14 protein-coding genes and 4 tRNA genes are annotated in these 13,123 nt (G+C 69.2%); 11 read left to right on the forward strand and 7 right to left on the reverse strand.

Annotated elements, in window-relative coordinates; genetic code table 11:
• Nucleotides 1–54 precede the first annotated feature (54 nt).
• From ACOPJ3_RS09130 to ACOPJ3_RS09140, 3 genes are read left to right on the forward strand one after another with little or no spacing between them, the layout of a single operon-like run.
• Complete coding sequence (locus tag ACOPJ3_RS09130; protein WP_427868876.1) at nt 55–1,290, forward strand: alpha/beta hydrolase; 1,236 nt, start codon at nt 55–57, stop codon at nt 1,288–1,290.
• 49 nt (nt 1,291–1,339) lie between these two features.
• On the forward strand, nt 1,340–2,410 hold the full coding sequence (gene zapE / locus ACOPJ3_RS09135; protein WP_427868877.1) for a cell division protein ZapE: 1,071 nt from the start codon (nt 1,340–1,342) through the stop codon (nt 2,408–2,410).
• Nucleotides 2,407–3,012 (forward strand): type II toxin-antitoxin system PemK/MazF family toxin, encoded by a 606-nt coding sequence (locus ACOPJ3_RS09140; RefSeq protein WP_427868878.1) that lies wholly within the window; start codon nt 2,407–2,409, stop codon nt 3,010–3,012. Before zapE ends, ACOPJ3_RS09140 begins: the two co-directional genes overlap by 4 nt.
• Before the next feature lie 277 nt (nt 3,013–3,289).
• On the opposite strand, the gene ACOPJ3_RS09145 is transcribed toward ACOPJ3_RS09140, so the two are convergent.
• Nucleotides 3,290–3,658 carry a VOC family protein gene (locus ACOPJ3_RS09145; RefSeq protein ID WP_427868879.1) on the reverse strand — a complete coding sequence of 123 codons (369 nt, stop codon included), beginning with the start codon at nt 3,656–3,658 and terminating at the stop codon, nt 3,290–3,292.
• 185 nt (nt 3,659–3,843) lie between these two features.
• Between ACOPJ3_RS09145 and ACOPJ3_RS09150 the strand changes: the two genes are divergently transcribed.
• Entirely contained in the window at nt 3,844–4,059 is a 216-nt protein-coding gene (locus ACOPJ3_RS09150) for an Rv0909 family putative TA system antitoxin (RefSeq protein ID WP_427868880.1), read from the forward strand.
• A gap of 303 nt (nt 4,060–4,362) precedes the next feature.
• Here ACOPJ3_RS09150 and ACOPJ3_RS09155 read toward each other — a convergent pair whose 3' ends face one another.
• The 4 genes from ACOPJ3_RS09155 to ACOPJ3_RS09170 form a co-directional block, all read right to left on the reverse strand.
• Nucleotides 4,363–4,533, reverse strand: a complete 171-nt coding sequence (locus tag ACOPJ3_RS09155; RefSeq protein ID WP_427868881.1) for a hypothetical protein — start codon at nt 4,531–4,533, stop codon at nt 4,363–4,365.
• Between the two features lie 102 nt (nt 4,534–4,635).
• Nucleotides 4,636–4,707 (reverse strand) — tRNA-Val (locus tag ACOPJ3_RS09160).
• Nucleotides 4,708–4,734: 27 nt separating this feature from the next.
• A tRNA-Cys gene (locus ACOPJ3_RS09165) sits at nt 4,735–4,805 on the reverse strand.
• A 42-nt stretch (nt 4,806–4,847) separates the two neighbouring features.
• Nucleotides 4,848–4,923, reverse strand: a tRNA-Gly gene (locus ACOPJ3_RS09170).
• A gap of 164 nt (nt 4,924–5,087) precedes the next feature.
• Here ACOPJ3_RS09170 and ACOPJ3_RS09175 point away from each other — a divergent pair.
• From ACOPJ3_RS09175 to ruvC, 6 genes are all read left to right on the forward strand, one after another.
• Nucleotides 5,088–6,107: a hypothetical protein gene (locus tag ACOPJ3_RS09175; RefSeq protein WP_427868882.1), complete on the forward strand. Its 1,020-nt coding sequence runs from the start codon at nt 5,088–5,090 to the stop codon at nt 6,105–6,107.
• Nucleotides 6,108–6,219: 112 nt separating this feature from the next.
• Nucleotides 6,220–6,295: transfer RNA gene (locus tag ACOPJ3_RS09180), tRNA-Val, on the forward strand.
• A gap of 168 nt (nt 6,296–6,463) precedes the next feature.
• Nucleotides 6,464–8,428, forward strand: a complete 1,965-nt coding sequence (thrS, locus tag ACOPJ3_RS09185) for a threonine--tRNA ligase (protein ID WP_427868883.1) — start codon at nt 6,464–6,466, stop codon at nt 8,426–8,428.
• Nucleotides 8,416–8,982, forward strand: coding sequence for an HIT family protein (locus ACOPJ3_RS09190; protein ID WP_427868884.1), 567 nt, complete (start codon nt 8,416–8,418; stop codon nt 8,980–8,982). The genes thrS and ACOPJ3_RS09190 overlap by 13 nt, the downstream gene beginning before the upstream one ends.
• Nucleotides 8,983–9,051: 69 nt before the next feature.
• A complete protein-coding gene (locus tag ACOPJ3_RS09195) occupies nt 9,052–9,816 on the forward strand; it encodes a YebC/PmpR family DNA-binding transcriptional regulator (RefSeq protein WP_427868885.1) in 765 nt (254 codons plus the stop codon).
• A gap of 50 nt (nt 9,817–9,866) precedes the next feature.
• Nucleotides 9,867–10,460: a crossover junction endodeoxyribonuclease RuvC gene (ruvC, locus tag ACOPJ3_RS09200; RefSeq protein WP_427868886.1), complete on the forward strand. Its 594-nt coding sequence runs from the start codon at nt 9,867–9,869 to the stop codon at nt 10,458–10,460.
• Nucleotides 10,461–10,466: 6 nt separating this feature from the next.
• Here ruvC and ACOPJ3_RS09205 read toward each other — a convergent pair whose 3' ends face one another.
• Both ACOPJ3_RS09205 and ACOPJ3_RS09210 read right to left on the reverse strand, forming a co-directional pair.
• A complete protein-coding gene (locus ACOPJ3_RS09205) occupies nt 10,467–11,399 on the reverse strand; it encodes a hypothetical protein (protein WP_427868887.1) in 933 nt (310 codons plus the stop codon).
• Between the two features lie 92 nt (nt 11,400–11,491).
• Nucleotides 11,492–12,298 (reverse strand): trimeric intracellular cation channel family protein, encoded by an 807-nt coding sequence (locus ACOPJ3_RS09210; protein WP_427868888.1) that lies wholly within the window; start codon nt 12,296–12,298, stop codon nt 11,492–11,494.
• Between the two features lie 94 nt (nt 12,299–12,392).
• On the opposite strand from ACOPJ3_RS09210, the gene recO reads away from it, so the two are divergent.
• The gene (gene recO / locus ACOPJ3_RS09215; protein WP_427868889.1) at nt 12,393–13,115 is read left to right on the forward strand and encodes a DNA repair protein RecO; all 723 of its coding nucleotides are present in this window, start codon (nt 12,393–12,395) and stop codon (nt 13,113–13,115) included.
• The last annotated feature ends 8 nt before the right edge of the window (nt 13,116–13,123 follow it).

Consider the following 13,123-nt stretch of genomic DNA (forward strand, 5'->3'; position numbering starts at 1 on the left):
ATCCGAGTGTGCCACGCCGGGGACGGTCGGATCGCCGCGAGAGGAGCACCCACCATGCCGAACTCAGATCAGCGCCGAGGCCCGTCTGGGGCCGCCGGGCGCCTCGGGCGTGCGCTCGGCATCGGGGCCGGCGTTGGCGCTGGGGTCCTCGCGGCCGCAGCGACCGCCGTCGGGATCGGGGGAGTCGCCCTCGCGCGCCGCGCGGTGACCCCGGTCGCCGAGCCGGAGTCGCCCGTGACCGTGCTCGACATCACCCGAGCAGGAGACCTCGCGATCGCGCGGATCTCCGGCACGGACGCCGAGCTGCCGGGCAAGTACTCGCTGCTCTTCGACGGGAACGCCGGGCACGCGCGGCTCGGCGACATCATCGAGGAGCTCGGAGGCCCCGGCGTCGCCCGCCCGATCCTCGGGATCGACCGCGGTGATCTCCGCCCGGAGATCCGGGGCCGGATCACGGGCTGGTGGTACACGGATCCCGCGGCGCTCGGCCTCCGCACCGAGCGCATCACCTATCAGACCGAGCTCGGGCCGGCCGACGCCTGGCTCGTCCACCCGCGGCGGGCCAAGGGCAAGCGCTGGGCCGTACACGTGCACGGCCGCGGCGCGCTGCCCGAGGAGACGATCCGGGGCCTCGCCCCGCTCGCGCGCGCGGGCATCACGAGCCTCGTGATCAGCTACCGCAATGACCCGGGCGCGCCGGCGGGCCGCAATGGCCGCTACGGGATCGGGGTCGCCGAGCGCAGGGACGTCGACGCCGCCGTGTCTGAGGCGGTGCGCCGCGGTGCCGAGCGGGTGACGCTCGTCGGATGGTCGATGGGAGGCACGGCCTGCCTCCTCGCCGCGACCGCCGCCCCCGAGCACGCGGGCTCGGACGCGGCGCTCATCGACGGTCTCGTGCTCGACTCGCCAGCGATCGACTGGGCCGACCTGCTTCGCTACCACGCGCGTACGCTGCGCGCGCCGCGCCTCATCGCCGACCTCGGGATCGGGCTGCTCGGCCGCGGGCTCGTGAAGGGCGGGGAGCCGGGCGGGATCGCCTTCGACGAGCTCGACGCAGACGCGTTCGCCCGGGCGCTGCGCGTGCCCGCGCTGATCCACGCGAGCCGCGGCGACACCTTCGTGCCGCCGACGGGCGCCGAGCGCCTCGCGGCGGCGGCCCCTGAGCTCGTACAGCTCAGCCTCGCCGACCGCGGGGAGCACGTGAAGATCTGGAACGTGGATCCGGAAAGCTGGGAGGCCCGCACGGAGCAGTTCGTGCGCGCGCTGCCGCGGCCGGCCTGGCGCGGCTGATTCGCCGGCACACCGCGCCGGGCGGGCGCGCGGTCTACACTGGTTCCCGATGTCCACTGACAAACAGCACAGCTCAGCCCGCCTGGTCGATCGGCGACCCAGTTTTTCGGGGGCCGAGCTCGTCTCGGGGCTCGTGCCGCCGCCCCAGTTCGACACCGCGTCGTTCGAGTCGTACCGCCCGGATCCCGACTACCCCTCGCAGGAGGAGGCGCGCGAGCTGCTGCGCGCGTTCGCCGCTCCCGAGGCTCCCCAGTCTCGCGGCGGCGGCGGCTTCTTCGGCTTCGGCCGCAAGAAGCAGGTCGAGGCGAAGCCCTCTGCCCCCGCGAAGCCCGGAATCTACCTCGACGGCGGCTTCGGCGTCGGGAAGACGCACCTGCTCGCGGCGACCTGGCATGCGACCGCCGGCCGCAAGTACTTCGGCACGTTCATCGAGTACACGGCGCTCGTCGGCGCGCTCGGCTACACCGGCGCCCTCGGCGTGCTTCAGGGCGCCCGCCTCATCTGCATCGACGAGTTCGAGCTCGACGATCCGGGCGACACGATGCTCATGACGCGTCTGATCGGGGATCTCACGGCGGGCGGCACCCGCATCGTCGCGACCTCGAACACCCCGCCGAATGCGCTCGGCGAGGGCCGCTTCGCCGCGGCCGACTTCATGCGCGAGATCCAGGCGATGTCGGATCGCTTCCTCACGATCCGGATCGACGGCGTCGACTACCGCCAGCGCGACATCACGGGCGACGCGATTGCGCTCTCGGACGACGCGTACCGCTTCGCGCTCGCGGACGTCGCGGCCTCGGGCGAGCGCATGACCGACGACGACTTCTCGACGCTCATCGAGCACCTCGCGACCGTCCACCCCTCGAGCTACGCCGGGCTCCTCGCGGGCGTCCAGTGCATCGGCCTCCGCGACGTGCACGAGCTCACCGACCAGTCGGCCGCGCTCCGCTTCGTCGCGTTCATCGACCGCGTGTACGACGCGCAGATCCCGATCCGTGCGACCGGGATCCCGCTCACCTCGATCTTCGGCGGCGGCATGCTCGACGGCGGCTACCGCAAGAAGTACCTGCGCTGCATGTCCCGCCTGAACGCCCTGACCGCGAGCGAGATCGAGCAGTGAGCGGGCGGGGCGCCGGGGGAGGCCTGGGGGAGTTCCTGCGCTCCTTCGCGCAGGCGTTTCTGAAGGCGTCCCAGCGCTCGCGCGGCTCCGGATCCGGACCCAAGCCGACCCTCCGCACGCACGCGCCGCAGGTGGATCGCACGGTCCGCAGTGACCGCCGCGACCGCTTCGACGGCGAGGAGAGCCCCGGCCAGTTCGGAGCGGGAGCGACGCGCGACCTGAGCGCGGCGGAGCTCCGCGGCCTGAGGCCGAGCTACGCGCCGAAGCCCGACGGAGATCCCGATCCCGGCGAGATCGTCTGGACCTGGGTGCCGTACGTCGAGAACGACGGCCGCGGCAAGGACCGCCCCGTGCTCATCATCGCGCGCCTCGACGGCGGCTTCACGGCCGGCTGCTACCTCAGCACGAAGCACCACGACGGCTTCGTCTCGATCGGCACGGGCCCGTGGGATTCGCAGGGGCGCGAGAGCTTCGTCTCGCCCGAGCGGGTGCTCCGGATCAGCGACGAGGGCATGCGTCGCGAGGGGCACGTGCTCGACCGCGAGCGCTTCCTCCGCGCGGTGCAGGCGGTGCTGCGCGAGCAGGGGCTGTCCGGATCCTGAGCCGGCGCCGCGCCTACCGCGCGCTCGTGATGAAACCCGCGACGGCCCCAGGCCCGCGCCGGAGCTGCGCGGCCGCGGTCCGGGTCGACTCGTCCCGCGGCGTGCGCGTCCAGAGCCGCTGCGTCCACAACAAGGAAGATCGGGATCACGCTCGCGATCCCGGCCCGAAATCCGTCGTCGTACCGGATCGGGATCCCGGAGCTGTTCTTGCGTTTTCTCAGGGTTTCGAGTCTCGCTGGCCCTGAATTGGCGGGCCGGAGCGAGACGGCGATGCCAGCTACACCACCGTGCAGAACGGATGGCCCGCGGGGTCGAGATACACGCGCCAGGTGTCCTCGCGCGTGACGTACCTCGCCCCGCTCTCGAGCAGCACCGCCTCGGCCCTATCGAGGTCGTCGACCGCGATATCGAGGTGGGCCTGCTGCTCCCCGTGTTCCCCGGGCCACTCAGGCGGCTCGTGGCCAGGGCTCAGCTGAAAGGCGAGATGGGGGCGCCCCTTTGGTGTGAGTTCGTCCTCGATGATGAGCTCGACCCAGTCCTCGTCGTCGTCCTTCTCGATTCGCCCGCCGAGCAGCTTCTGGTAGAACTCGGCGAGCCGCACCGGATCCCGGGTCTCGAGGGCGATTGCATGCAGTGTTCCGATCATCAGTGACCTCCTTGTGCGACGGTGCGTATCCATACTCTCCCGGGGCGGCGATTCCGTCGAGGGGTGAACGGCGCCACAACCCCGTGAGAATACTGTTGATCTGGCCTTTCGCCGTAAGCACTCAACGGGTCATAATGAGCACAGCTCGCCGAAGAGTTCGGCGGCCAACCGGAAGGACGTTGAGCATGGGCATCGAGGATCTGGGCAAAAAGGCCGGCGACTTCGCGAAGGAGAACGCAGAGAAGATCGACGGCGCGATCCACAGCGAGCAGGCCGAGGGCGTGAGCGATCGAGTGCTCGACGGCGTCGCAAACCTCGCGAACAAGGTCACCGGCGGCAAGTTCGCCGACAAGGTCGAGGAGGCGCGCGACGCCGCCGACCGCCAGATCGGCAACGAGTAGCAGTTTTCGCGGCGGGCCCCGGCCCGCGGCACCGAGCCGGGCGGCGCTCTTCCCTTGGGGCGCCGCCCTTTCGTGTGCCGCCGCTGCCTGCCTTCCCGCCTTGTGCCTCCACCTCTGCACTCGCTCCGCATTCTGCAGTCGCTCCTACGATCCCGGGCCGAATCGTAGGAGTGAGCGCAGATCTCAGAGCGAGCGCGGCCGGATCCGGATCCGGATCCGTCACCAAGGCGGTTCCGAACGCCCCGCATCCATCATCCGATCTACCCAGCGATGGCAGTCATGGACAACACCAACTACTGACCTTCACGGGCAGATCGGTGTGAAAGACCGGCCATCATCCGGCATGGAGCACTGCAAGACGTCTCCCGCGAAAGGCTTGAAACCCACCCACACCAAGAGAGCAGCGATTGCCAGAGCTCCCGCAATGATGGCGATGGTGACCGCCGTTCTCTTGCGCGAGCGTTTATTGGCCACGCTCCAAGGGTAAGCCACACGAGTCCCCGCTGGGTCCCCATTTTGGGGACATCGTGCCCTAAGAAACGAGAAAACCCCCGGCTGACCAGGGGTTTTTCCTTGTGCGCGATACTGGGATCGAACCAGTGACCTCTTCCGTGTCAGGGAAGCGCGCTACCGCTGCGCCAATCGCGCCTATTCAGGCTATTCAATTGTCAGGCGAGGTGGCGACGGGATTCGAACCCGTGTATACGGCTTTGCAGGCCGCTGCCTCGCCTCTCGGCCACGCCACCGTAGTGGTTGCCACCACAAAGCGATCGGGTTGCCCCGATCACTGGAGCGGATGACGAGACTCGAACTCGCGACCCTCACCTTGGCAAGGTGATGCGCTACCAACTGCGCTACATCCGCATGTTCACGTTGCCGTGTACCTGAATGACTATAGGGGAGGTGTGCGGCCCCGCGCAAATTGGGCCGGGCATCCCGGGCGCGCCGCCCGCGGACGCCCTGATGTTCGCAGGGAATCGTTGCCGTTCGGGCCGTCTTTGCAGGCCGGAGCCGGATACTGTGGAGGCATGGCGGTGTCGGCACGAAGAGTGGGGAAGCGGGTCCTCACCGCGATCATCCTGCTGGCGCTCGCGGCCGGCGCGGTGTACTGCGTCATGAACCGCCAGGCCATTCAGGACACCTTTGCCGCCATCGGCTACGAACCGAGCGTGCGCGAAGCGAAGGTCATGGCGGATCTGCAGCTCACCCCCGAGGGGGAGCGCGTGTTTCGCGCCTCTCACCCCACGGTCGACGGTAGCCTGCACTTCAAGGAGCAGTGCGCCGAGGTCGACCACTCCGAGCAGGGCCACGTGCTCGGCTGCTACACGCAGCGCCGGATCCACCTCTACGACGTCACCGACGAGCGGGTGAGCGGCGTCGTCGAGGTCACGGCGGCGCATGAGCTGCTGCACGCCGGCTATTCGCGATTGGGTGAGGGCGACCGCCTGGAGCTCAGCGAGAAGTTGCGCAAGGAGTACGAGCGCCTGAGCGCCGCGGATCCGGCGCTGAAGGAACGCATGTCGGTGTACACGCACCTCTCCGAGGCATCGTTCGCGAACGAGCTGCACTCGGTGCTTGGCACGGAGGTCAGGATCCTGCCGGAGTGGCTCGAGGAGCACTATGCGCGCTGGTTTACGAACCGCGCCGCGCTCGTCGACCGCTTCGACGCGTACCACACGGTGTTCACCGACCTCCAGAACGAGGCCACCGCACTGAGCGAGCAGATGACCAGCCTGCGCGAGGACATCGAGGCCCGTAAGGTCGCCTACGACGCCGACGTCCAGGCCTACAACGACGACACGGCCGCGTTCAACGCGCGCAATCAGCGTCGCGAGTTCGCGAAGGATCCCGACGAGTTCAACCGGATCCGGGGCGAGCTCGAGACGCGCCGCGACGAACTGCAGGTGCGCCTCGACACCCTGCAGGGGGACATTGATCACTACAACGAGCTGCGCGGTCGACTCGTCGAGCTGAGCGAACTCAGCACCGAACTCGACGAGCAGCTGAACAGCGACCTCGCGCCCGTGACGACACGCCCGAGCGAATAGCCGCGGGGCAGCGGAGATCCGCGGAAACCGGCCGCAGGCGCCGTCTCGGCACGCTCCGTGACCGAGAGCATGTATGATCGATCAGGTTGCGAGGTTCACGGATCCCGCGCACGGGCGATTGGCGCAGTTGGTAGCGCGCTTCCTTCACACGGAAGAGGTCATCAGTTCGAGTCTGGTATCGCCCACCACGAGAAATCGCCCCCGATCTGCGTCGGGGGCGATTTCGTTTCTGCCGCAGCGCCGAAGCAGCGCCCCGGACGCGCTCCGCGCCGCGCCCCGCCGCCTGCGAGGCGGGCCGCCGCCGCGAACGATAGAATCGTGGGGTTGTTGCTTCCGTTCCGAAGGAGTGTGCCCCTGTGGCCGATGGGTTCTCCCTGTTCACCGATCGTTCGATCGTCGCCATGCGCGTCAACGGCGAGCTGCGCGACCTCGCAGCCGAGGTCACGGAGACGGACACGGTCGAGCCCGTCGCGATCGATTCCGAGGACGGGCTGAACATCCTCCGCCACTCGGCGGCCCACGTCCTCGCGCAGGCCGTGCAGCGGATCAACCCCGAGACGAAGCTCGGGATCGGCCCGCCCATCACCGACGGCTTCTACTACGACTTCGATCCGGCCGAGCCCTTCACACCCGAGGACCTGAAGGCGATCTCCGCGGAGATGCAGAAGATCGTGAAGCAGGGGCAGCGCTTCCAGCGCCGCGTCGTCTCTGAGGAGGAGGCGCGCGCCGAGCTCGCGAACGAGCCCTACAAGCTTGAGCTGATCGGCCTGAAGGGCGGCAGCACGGGCGACGACAACGAGAGCGTCGAGGTCGGCGGCGCCGAGCTCACGATCTACGACAACGTCGATCCGAAAACGGGCGAGGTCTGCTGGAAGGATCTCTGCCGCGGCCCGCACCTGCCGAACACCCGCATGATCGGCAACGGCTGGGCGCTCATGCGCAGCGCCGGCGCCTACTGGCGCGGCAGCGAGGCGAACCCGATGCTGCAGCGCATCTACGGCACCGCCTGGCCCACGAAGGACGAGCTGCGCGCCTACCAGACGCGCCTCGAGGAGGCGGCGAAGCGGGATCACCGCAAGCTCGGCGTCGAGCTCGACCTCTTCAGCTTCCCCGACGAAATCGGCTCGGGCCTTGCCGTGTTCCACCCCAAGGGCGGGATCATCCGGCACGAGATCGAGTCCTTCATGCGCGAGGAGCTGCTGAAGAACGGCTACGAGGTCGTGAACAGCCCGCACATCACGAAGGGCACGCTCTTCGAGACGAGCCAGCACCTCAACTGGTACAAGGACGGGATGTTCCCGGCCATGCACCTCGACGAGGTGAAGGACGCGGAGGGCAACGTCACGAAGCAGGGCCAGGACTACTACCTGAAGCCCATGAACTGCCCGTTCCACAACCTCATCTTCCGCGCACGCGCGCGAAGCTACCGCGAGCTCCCGCTCCGCCTCGCCGAGTTCGGCACGGTGTACCGCTACGAGAAGAGCGGCACCCTCTCCGGCCTCACCCGCGTGCGCGGCCTCACGCAGGACGACGCGCACATCTACGTCACCGATGAGCAGGTGAAGGAGGAGATCAAGCGCCAGCTCGACTTCGTCTTCGCGACGCTGCGGGCGTACGGCCTCGACGACTTCTATCTGGAGCTGTCGACGCGGGATCCCGAGAAGTCCGTCGGCACGGACGAGCAGTGGGCCGTCGCCGAGCAGACGCTTCGCGAGGTCGGCGAGGAATCGGGCCTCGAGCTCGTCGCCGATCCGGGCGGCGCGGCCTTCTACGGGCCGAAGATCTCCGTCCAGGCACGCGACGCGATCGGCCGCACCTGGCAGCTCTCGACCGTGCAGCTCGACTTCAACCAGCCCGAGCTTTTCGAGCTCGAGTACGCGGCCGCGGACGGCACGCGCAAGCGCCCCGTCATGATCCACCGCGCCCTCCTCGGCTCGGTCGAGCGCTTCTTCGCGATCCTGCTGGAGCACTACGCCGGCGCGTTCCCCGTCTGGCTCTCGCCGGTGCAGGTGGTCGGGATCCCGGTCGCCGAGCACTACGGCGAGTATCTCGACGGCGTCATCGCGAAGCTGCGCGAGCAGGGCGTGCGCGCCGAGGTCGACCACGGCGACGACCGCATGCCGAAGAAGATCCGCACGCACACGAAGGCGAAGATCCCCTTCCAGCTCATCGCTGGCGAGGAGGATCAGAACGCGGGCGCCGTGAGCTTCCGCTTCCGCGACGGCACCCAGATGAACGGCGTGCCGGTCGATGAGGCCGTCGAGCGGATCGTCCGCGCGATCAAGACCCATGAGCAGGTGTCCACGGCGTGGACCGAGTAGAAGATCTCTCGAACACCTCCGCGGTGGGGGAGCCCGACGAGCTGCAGCGGCTCTGGGTCCCGCACCGGATGGTGTACGTGTCGGATCACCACCAGCCCGAGCGGCACGACTGCCCATTCTGCGAGGCGCCGTCGAAGACCGACGAGGACGCGCTCATCGTGGCGCGCGGCGAGTCGGCCTACGTGCTGCTGAACCTGTTCCCGTACAACAACGGGCACATGCTCGTGTGCCCGTACCGGCACATCGCGTCCTACGACGAGGCGACCCCCGAGGAGGTCGCCGAGATCGGCGCGCTCACCCAGCGCGCGATGCGCGTGGCCCGCGAGGTGATGGGCTGCGACGGCTTCAACCTTGGGATGAACCAGGGCGCCATTGCGGGCGCGGGCGTCGCTGCGCACCTGCACCAGCACATCGTGCCGCGGTGGGCGTCGGACGCGAACTTCTTCCCGATCATCGCGAAGACGAAGGCGCTTCCGCAGCTCCTCGGCGAGGTCCGCGAGCTCATCGCGAACGCGTGGGCGGATCCTCCCGACGCGGGCGACGCGACCGCCTGAGCGGCGCACCCCGCGCGGCACCCCAGCCGCGGCTATCCTGAAGTCAGACGCAACAACGAAGGAGCTCCCGTGTCCGGACACTCCAAGTGGGCAACCACGAAGCACAAGAAGGCCATCATCGATTCGCGCCGCGCGAAGGCCTTCGCCAAGTACATCAAGGTCATCGAGGTCGCGGCCCGCATCGGCGGGGCAGACCTCTCGGGCAACCCCGCGCTCGCGGACGCGGTCCACAAGGCCAAGAAGAACTCGGTCCCCGGCGACAACATCGACCGCGCGATCAAGCGCGGCGCGGGCCTCACGGGCGACGCCGTCGAGTACACGACCATCATGTACGAAGGCTACGGCCCGAACGGCGTCGCCCTCATGATCGAGTGCCTCACCGACAACAAGAACCGTGCGGCGGCCGAGGTGCGCACCGCCCTCAGCCGCAACGGCGGCACGCTCGCGGATCCCGGCAGCGTCGCCTACAACTTCGCGCGCAAGGGCGTCATCACGGTCCCGGCCGAGGGCACGACCGAGGACGATGTGCTGATGGCGGTCCTCGAGGCCGGCGCCGAGGAGGTCACCCCGACCCCCAACGGCGAGTCCTTCGAGGTCATCACCGAGGCGAGCGACCTCGTCGCGGCGCGCAGCGCGCTCGTCGACGCGGGGATCGACTACGACTCGGCCGACGCCGAATTCGTGCCGAATCTCAAGGTCGAGATCGACGCCGACACGGCGCGCAAGATCTTCCGCCTGATCGACGCGCTCGAGGACTCGGACGACGTGCAGAACGTCTTCTCGAACTTCGACCTGAGCGCCGACGTGCAGGCCGAACTCGCGCAGGACGACTGAGTCGCCGCCCTACACCACGCTCCACTGAGATCGCACCCGAGGAGGCTCGGATGACGAGAGTCATCGGGATCGACCCCGGCCTCACGAGGTGCGGGATCGGGATCGTCACGGCCGGCGCCGGGCGCCGCGTCACCTTCGAACACGTCGAGGTGATGCGGAGCCCGGCCGACGCCGAGCTGCCGGCGCGACTCCACCATCTTGGCGCCGGGATCGAGCGCCTCCTCGACGGCGAAAAGCCCGCGGCGATCGCCCTCGAGCGCGTCTTCGCGCAGCAGAACCTGCCGAGCGTCATGGGCGTCGCGCAGATCAGCGGCGTCGTCATGTTTCTCGCCGCCGAGCGCGGGATCCCCGTCGCGCTCTACACCCCGAACGAGGTGAAGGCCCAGGTCACGGGATACGGCAGCGCCGACAAGGCGCAGGTCACCACGATGGTCACGAGGCTGCTCGGGCTCGCGCAGCCGCCGAGGCCGGCCGACGCGGCTGACGCGCTCGCGCTCGCGATCACGCACGCCTGGCATCTCGGGCGGGGCGGCGCGGCCGACCGGCGCGCCTCCTCGGCGCCCTCCGCGGGGGAGACCCCGGCCCAGCGTGCGTGGCGCGAGGCCGAGGCGAAGTCCGGGCGCAGGCGCGGGCCGCGCTCGTAGCGCCCGCTATCCCTCGTCGAGCGACACGGTCGACATCTTCGTCATATCGGTGCCGATGATCTCGAGATACCGTTTCCCGTCTGCCGCTGCGTAGGCGCGCACCGAGGCGATCTCGTCGCTGCTCTGCATCCCGAGGTGCTCCATGCCGAACTCGATCGCGGCGCGGAGATCGGCCGCCGGATAGTCTGCGATCGCGAAGGGCGCGCCCTTCGCCCCCTCGTCACAGCCCATCATCAGGTACAAGTCGCCGGAGGGGGCCAGCGGGCGGATCGCCATCGGCCGGCAGGGCTTCCCGAAGAATTGCTGCTCTGACGCGATGATGGTGTATCCCGTTCCTTCCTCGCCCAGTGGCCCATCCGGTCCCATGATGCTCAACTCGAGGAGCTCGGGACCGACCGTCTGCTCTGCTTCCGCGAGCACGGTCTCGAGAGACTTCTCCGCGTAGGGGTCCGTGAGCTTCGGAACCTGTTCGCCGTTAAGCCACGCGTTTCCGGTGCCCTCGTCGCACTGCGCCTGCATGAACACCGAGCCCACGGGCGTCACCGTGCTGCGCAGCTGAACCGGATCGTTGCCCTTGGGGCAGCCGGGCTCTTTCGCGCGCTCGACGAGTTCGGCGTACGGGTAGTCAGCTGGCGCGATGGTGCCGCTCGGGCGGGGACTCATCGGCTCGGCGTAGCGATCCTCGCCCGTGTCGAGAGACTTACCGATCAGGCCTTTGTCCGTCGAAATGTCGACGCAGCCTTCGCCTCCGGAGAGATAGAGATCGAGCCCGATGATCCCGTCCGCCCCATTCTTCTGTGCGATCTCCTCGACGCGCTGCTGCAGCGTCTCGGCGTTCAGATCCGCACCGCTTCCGCCCGCGCCTCCGAGCGCTCCGCAGCCCGAGAGCAGCATCGCCGCGGCCCCCACCAGCGCCAGCGGCGCAATCCTCCGTCGCATCCTGCTCCCACCCCTTCGCGTCAACGACTCTTTCGAGCAACTATACGCATTGCAAACACACAGCTAACGCCGGCGCACCGGGTCTCGCGAGCTCATGTGCGGGGCGGCTCGGGCCTCGGCTTGGGCTTCGGATCCTGATCCGGATCCCGATCCGGATCCTCGCCACTCCACTCCTGGAGCAGCGTGAGGTCGATCGGCACCGTGATCGCGCCGGTCTGCAGCGCTTCGTCGATGACCTGCTCCACCTGGCGCTGGCGGCGCAGTCGGATGCGGCTGAGGGCGCGCTGCTCGGGGAGGCTCCAGCCGAAGCGGACCGCGAGGAGGCGCAGCACGGTCGTGACGACCACGCACGCGACCCCGGCCCACACGACCGGTACGCCGAACGCGAGCAGCACCACGAGGATCCCGGAGCCGACGAGCGCAGCGACCGCGTAGAGCGAGCCGACGTGCATGAGCGCGATCGGGATGTTCAGCATGACGTCGCGGAGCACGCCGCCCCCGACCGCCGACACGACGCCGATGAACACCGCGGGCACGACCGGGAGATCCATCGCGAGGGCCTTCGTCGTGCCGATCGCGCCGAACATGCCGATGCTGAGCGCGTCGAGGGCCGTGACGACGGGGTCGACCCGCTCGAAGAGGCGCGGGACCGCCATGCCGATGAAGGCGGCGAACGTGGCGACGAGCAGGTACCAGTTGTTCGCGAACGACGCGGGCGTCACGCCGAGCAGCATGTCGCGGAGGAAGCCGCCGCCGATGCCCGAGGCGACGCCGATGATCGCGACGCCGAGCAGGTCGATGCGCTTGAATCCGGCGGCGAACAGGGCGCCCTGCATGCTGCCGACGCCGACCGCGACGAGGTCGGCCGCGAGGGGAGTAGTGAAGGTCTCGTCGAGCACCCGTCCATTGTCTCGTATGCGCTGTCCTCCATGCACCGCGGCCTGCCCGCCCCCTGGTGCCGAGCGTGTCGGTGGTCTGCGGGATACTTGATCCGTGCCCCTGTATCGCGAAACCGGCGTCGTGCTCCGCACGCACAAGCTCGGAGAAGCCGACCGTATCGTCACGCTGCTGACGCGCGGCCGCGGGCTCCTGCGCGCCGTCGCGAAGGGTGTGCGGCGCACGTCCTCGAAGTTCGGGGCGAGGCTCGAACCGTTCATGGTCGCTGACCTGCAGTGCTACGAGGGCCGCACCCTCGACACGATCACGCAGGCCGAGACGCTCGGCGCGTACGGGCCCGCGATCAGCTCCGACTACGACCGCTACCGGGCGGGCAACGTGATCGTGGAGACGGCGGAGCGGCTCGCCGAGGGCGGGCCGTCGCCCGAGCTCTACGCCCTGCTCGTGGGGGCGCTCCGCACGCTCGCGGCCGCCCGCATCGACCCGGATCTCGTGCGCGACGGCTACCTCCTGCGCGCGTTCGCCATCGCCGGGTGGACGCCCGGCTTCGACGAGTGCGTGCGCTGCGGGGCCGCGGGCCCGCACACCTACGTGGTCGTGCAGCTCGGCGGGGTCCTCTGCGAGAACTGCCGCACGCCGGGCTCGCCGCGGCTCGATCCGGGCAGCATTGCCCTGCTTCGGGCGCTGCTCGCGGGGGACTGGGAGACGGCCGTCGCCTCCTCGGAACGCGAGCGCGGCCAGGCGGCCGGCATCGCGGCGGCCTACGCGCAGTGGCATCTGGAGCGCGGGCTCCGCTCCTTCGGCGCGCGGCGGGACTGATCCGGCGC

The organism is Leucobacter luti (genome assembly GCF_050310065.1).
GTDB lineage: Bacteria > Actinomycetota > Actinomycetes > Actinomycetales > Microbacteriaceae > Leucobacter > Leucobacter luti_B.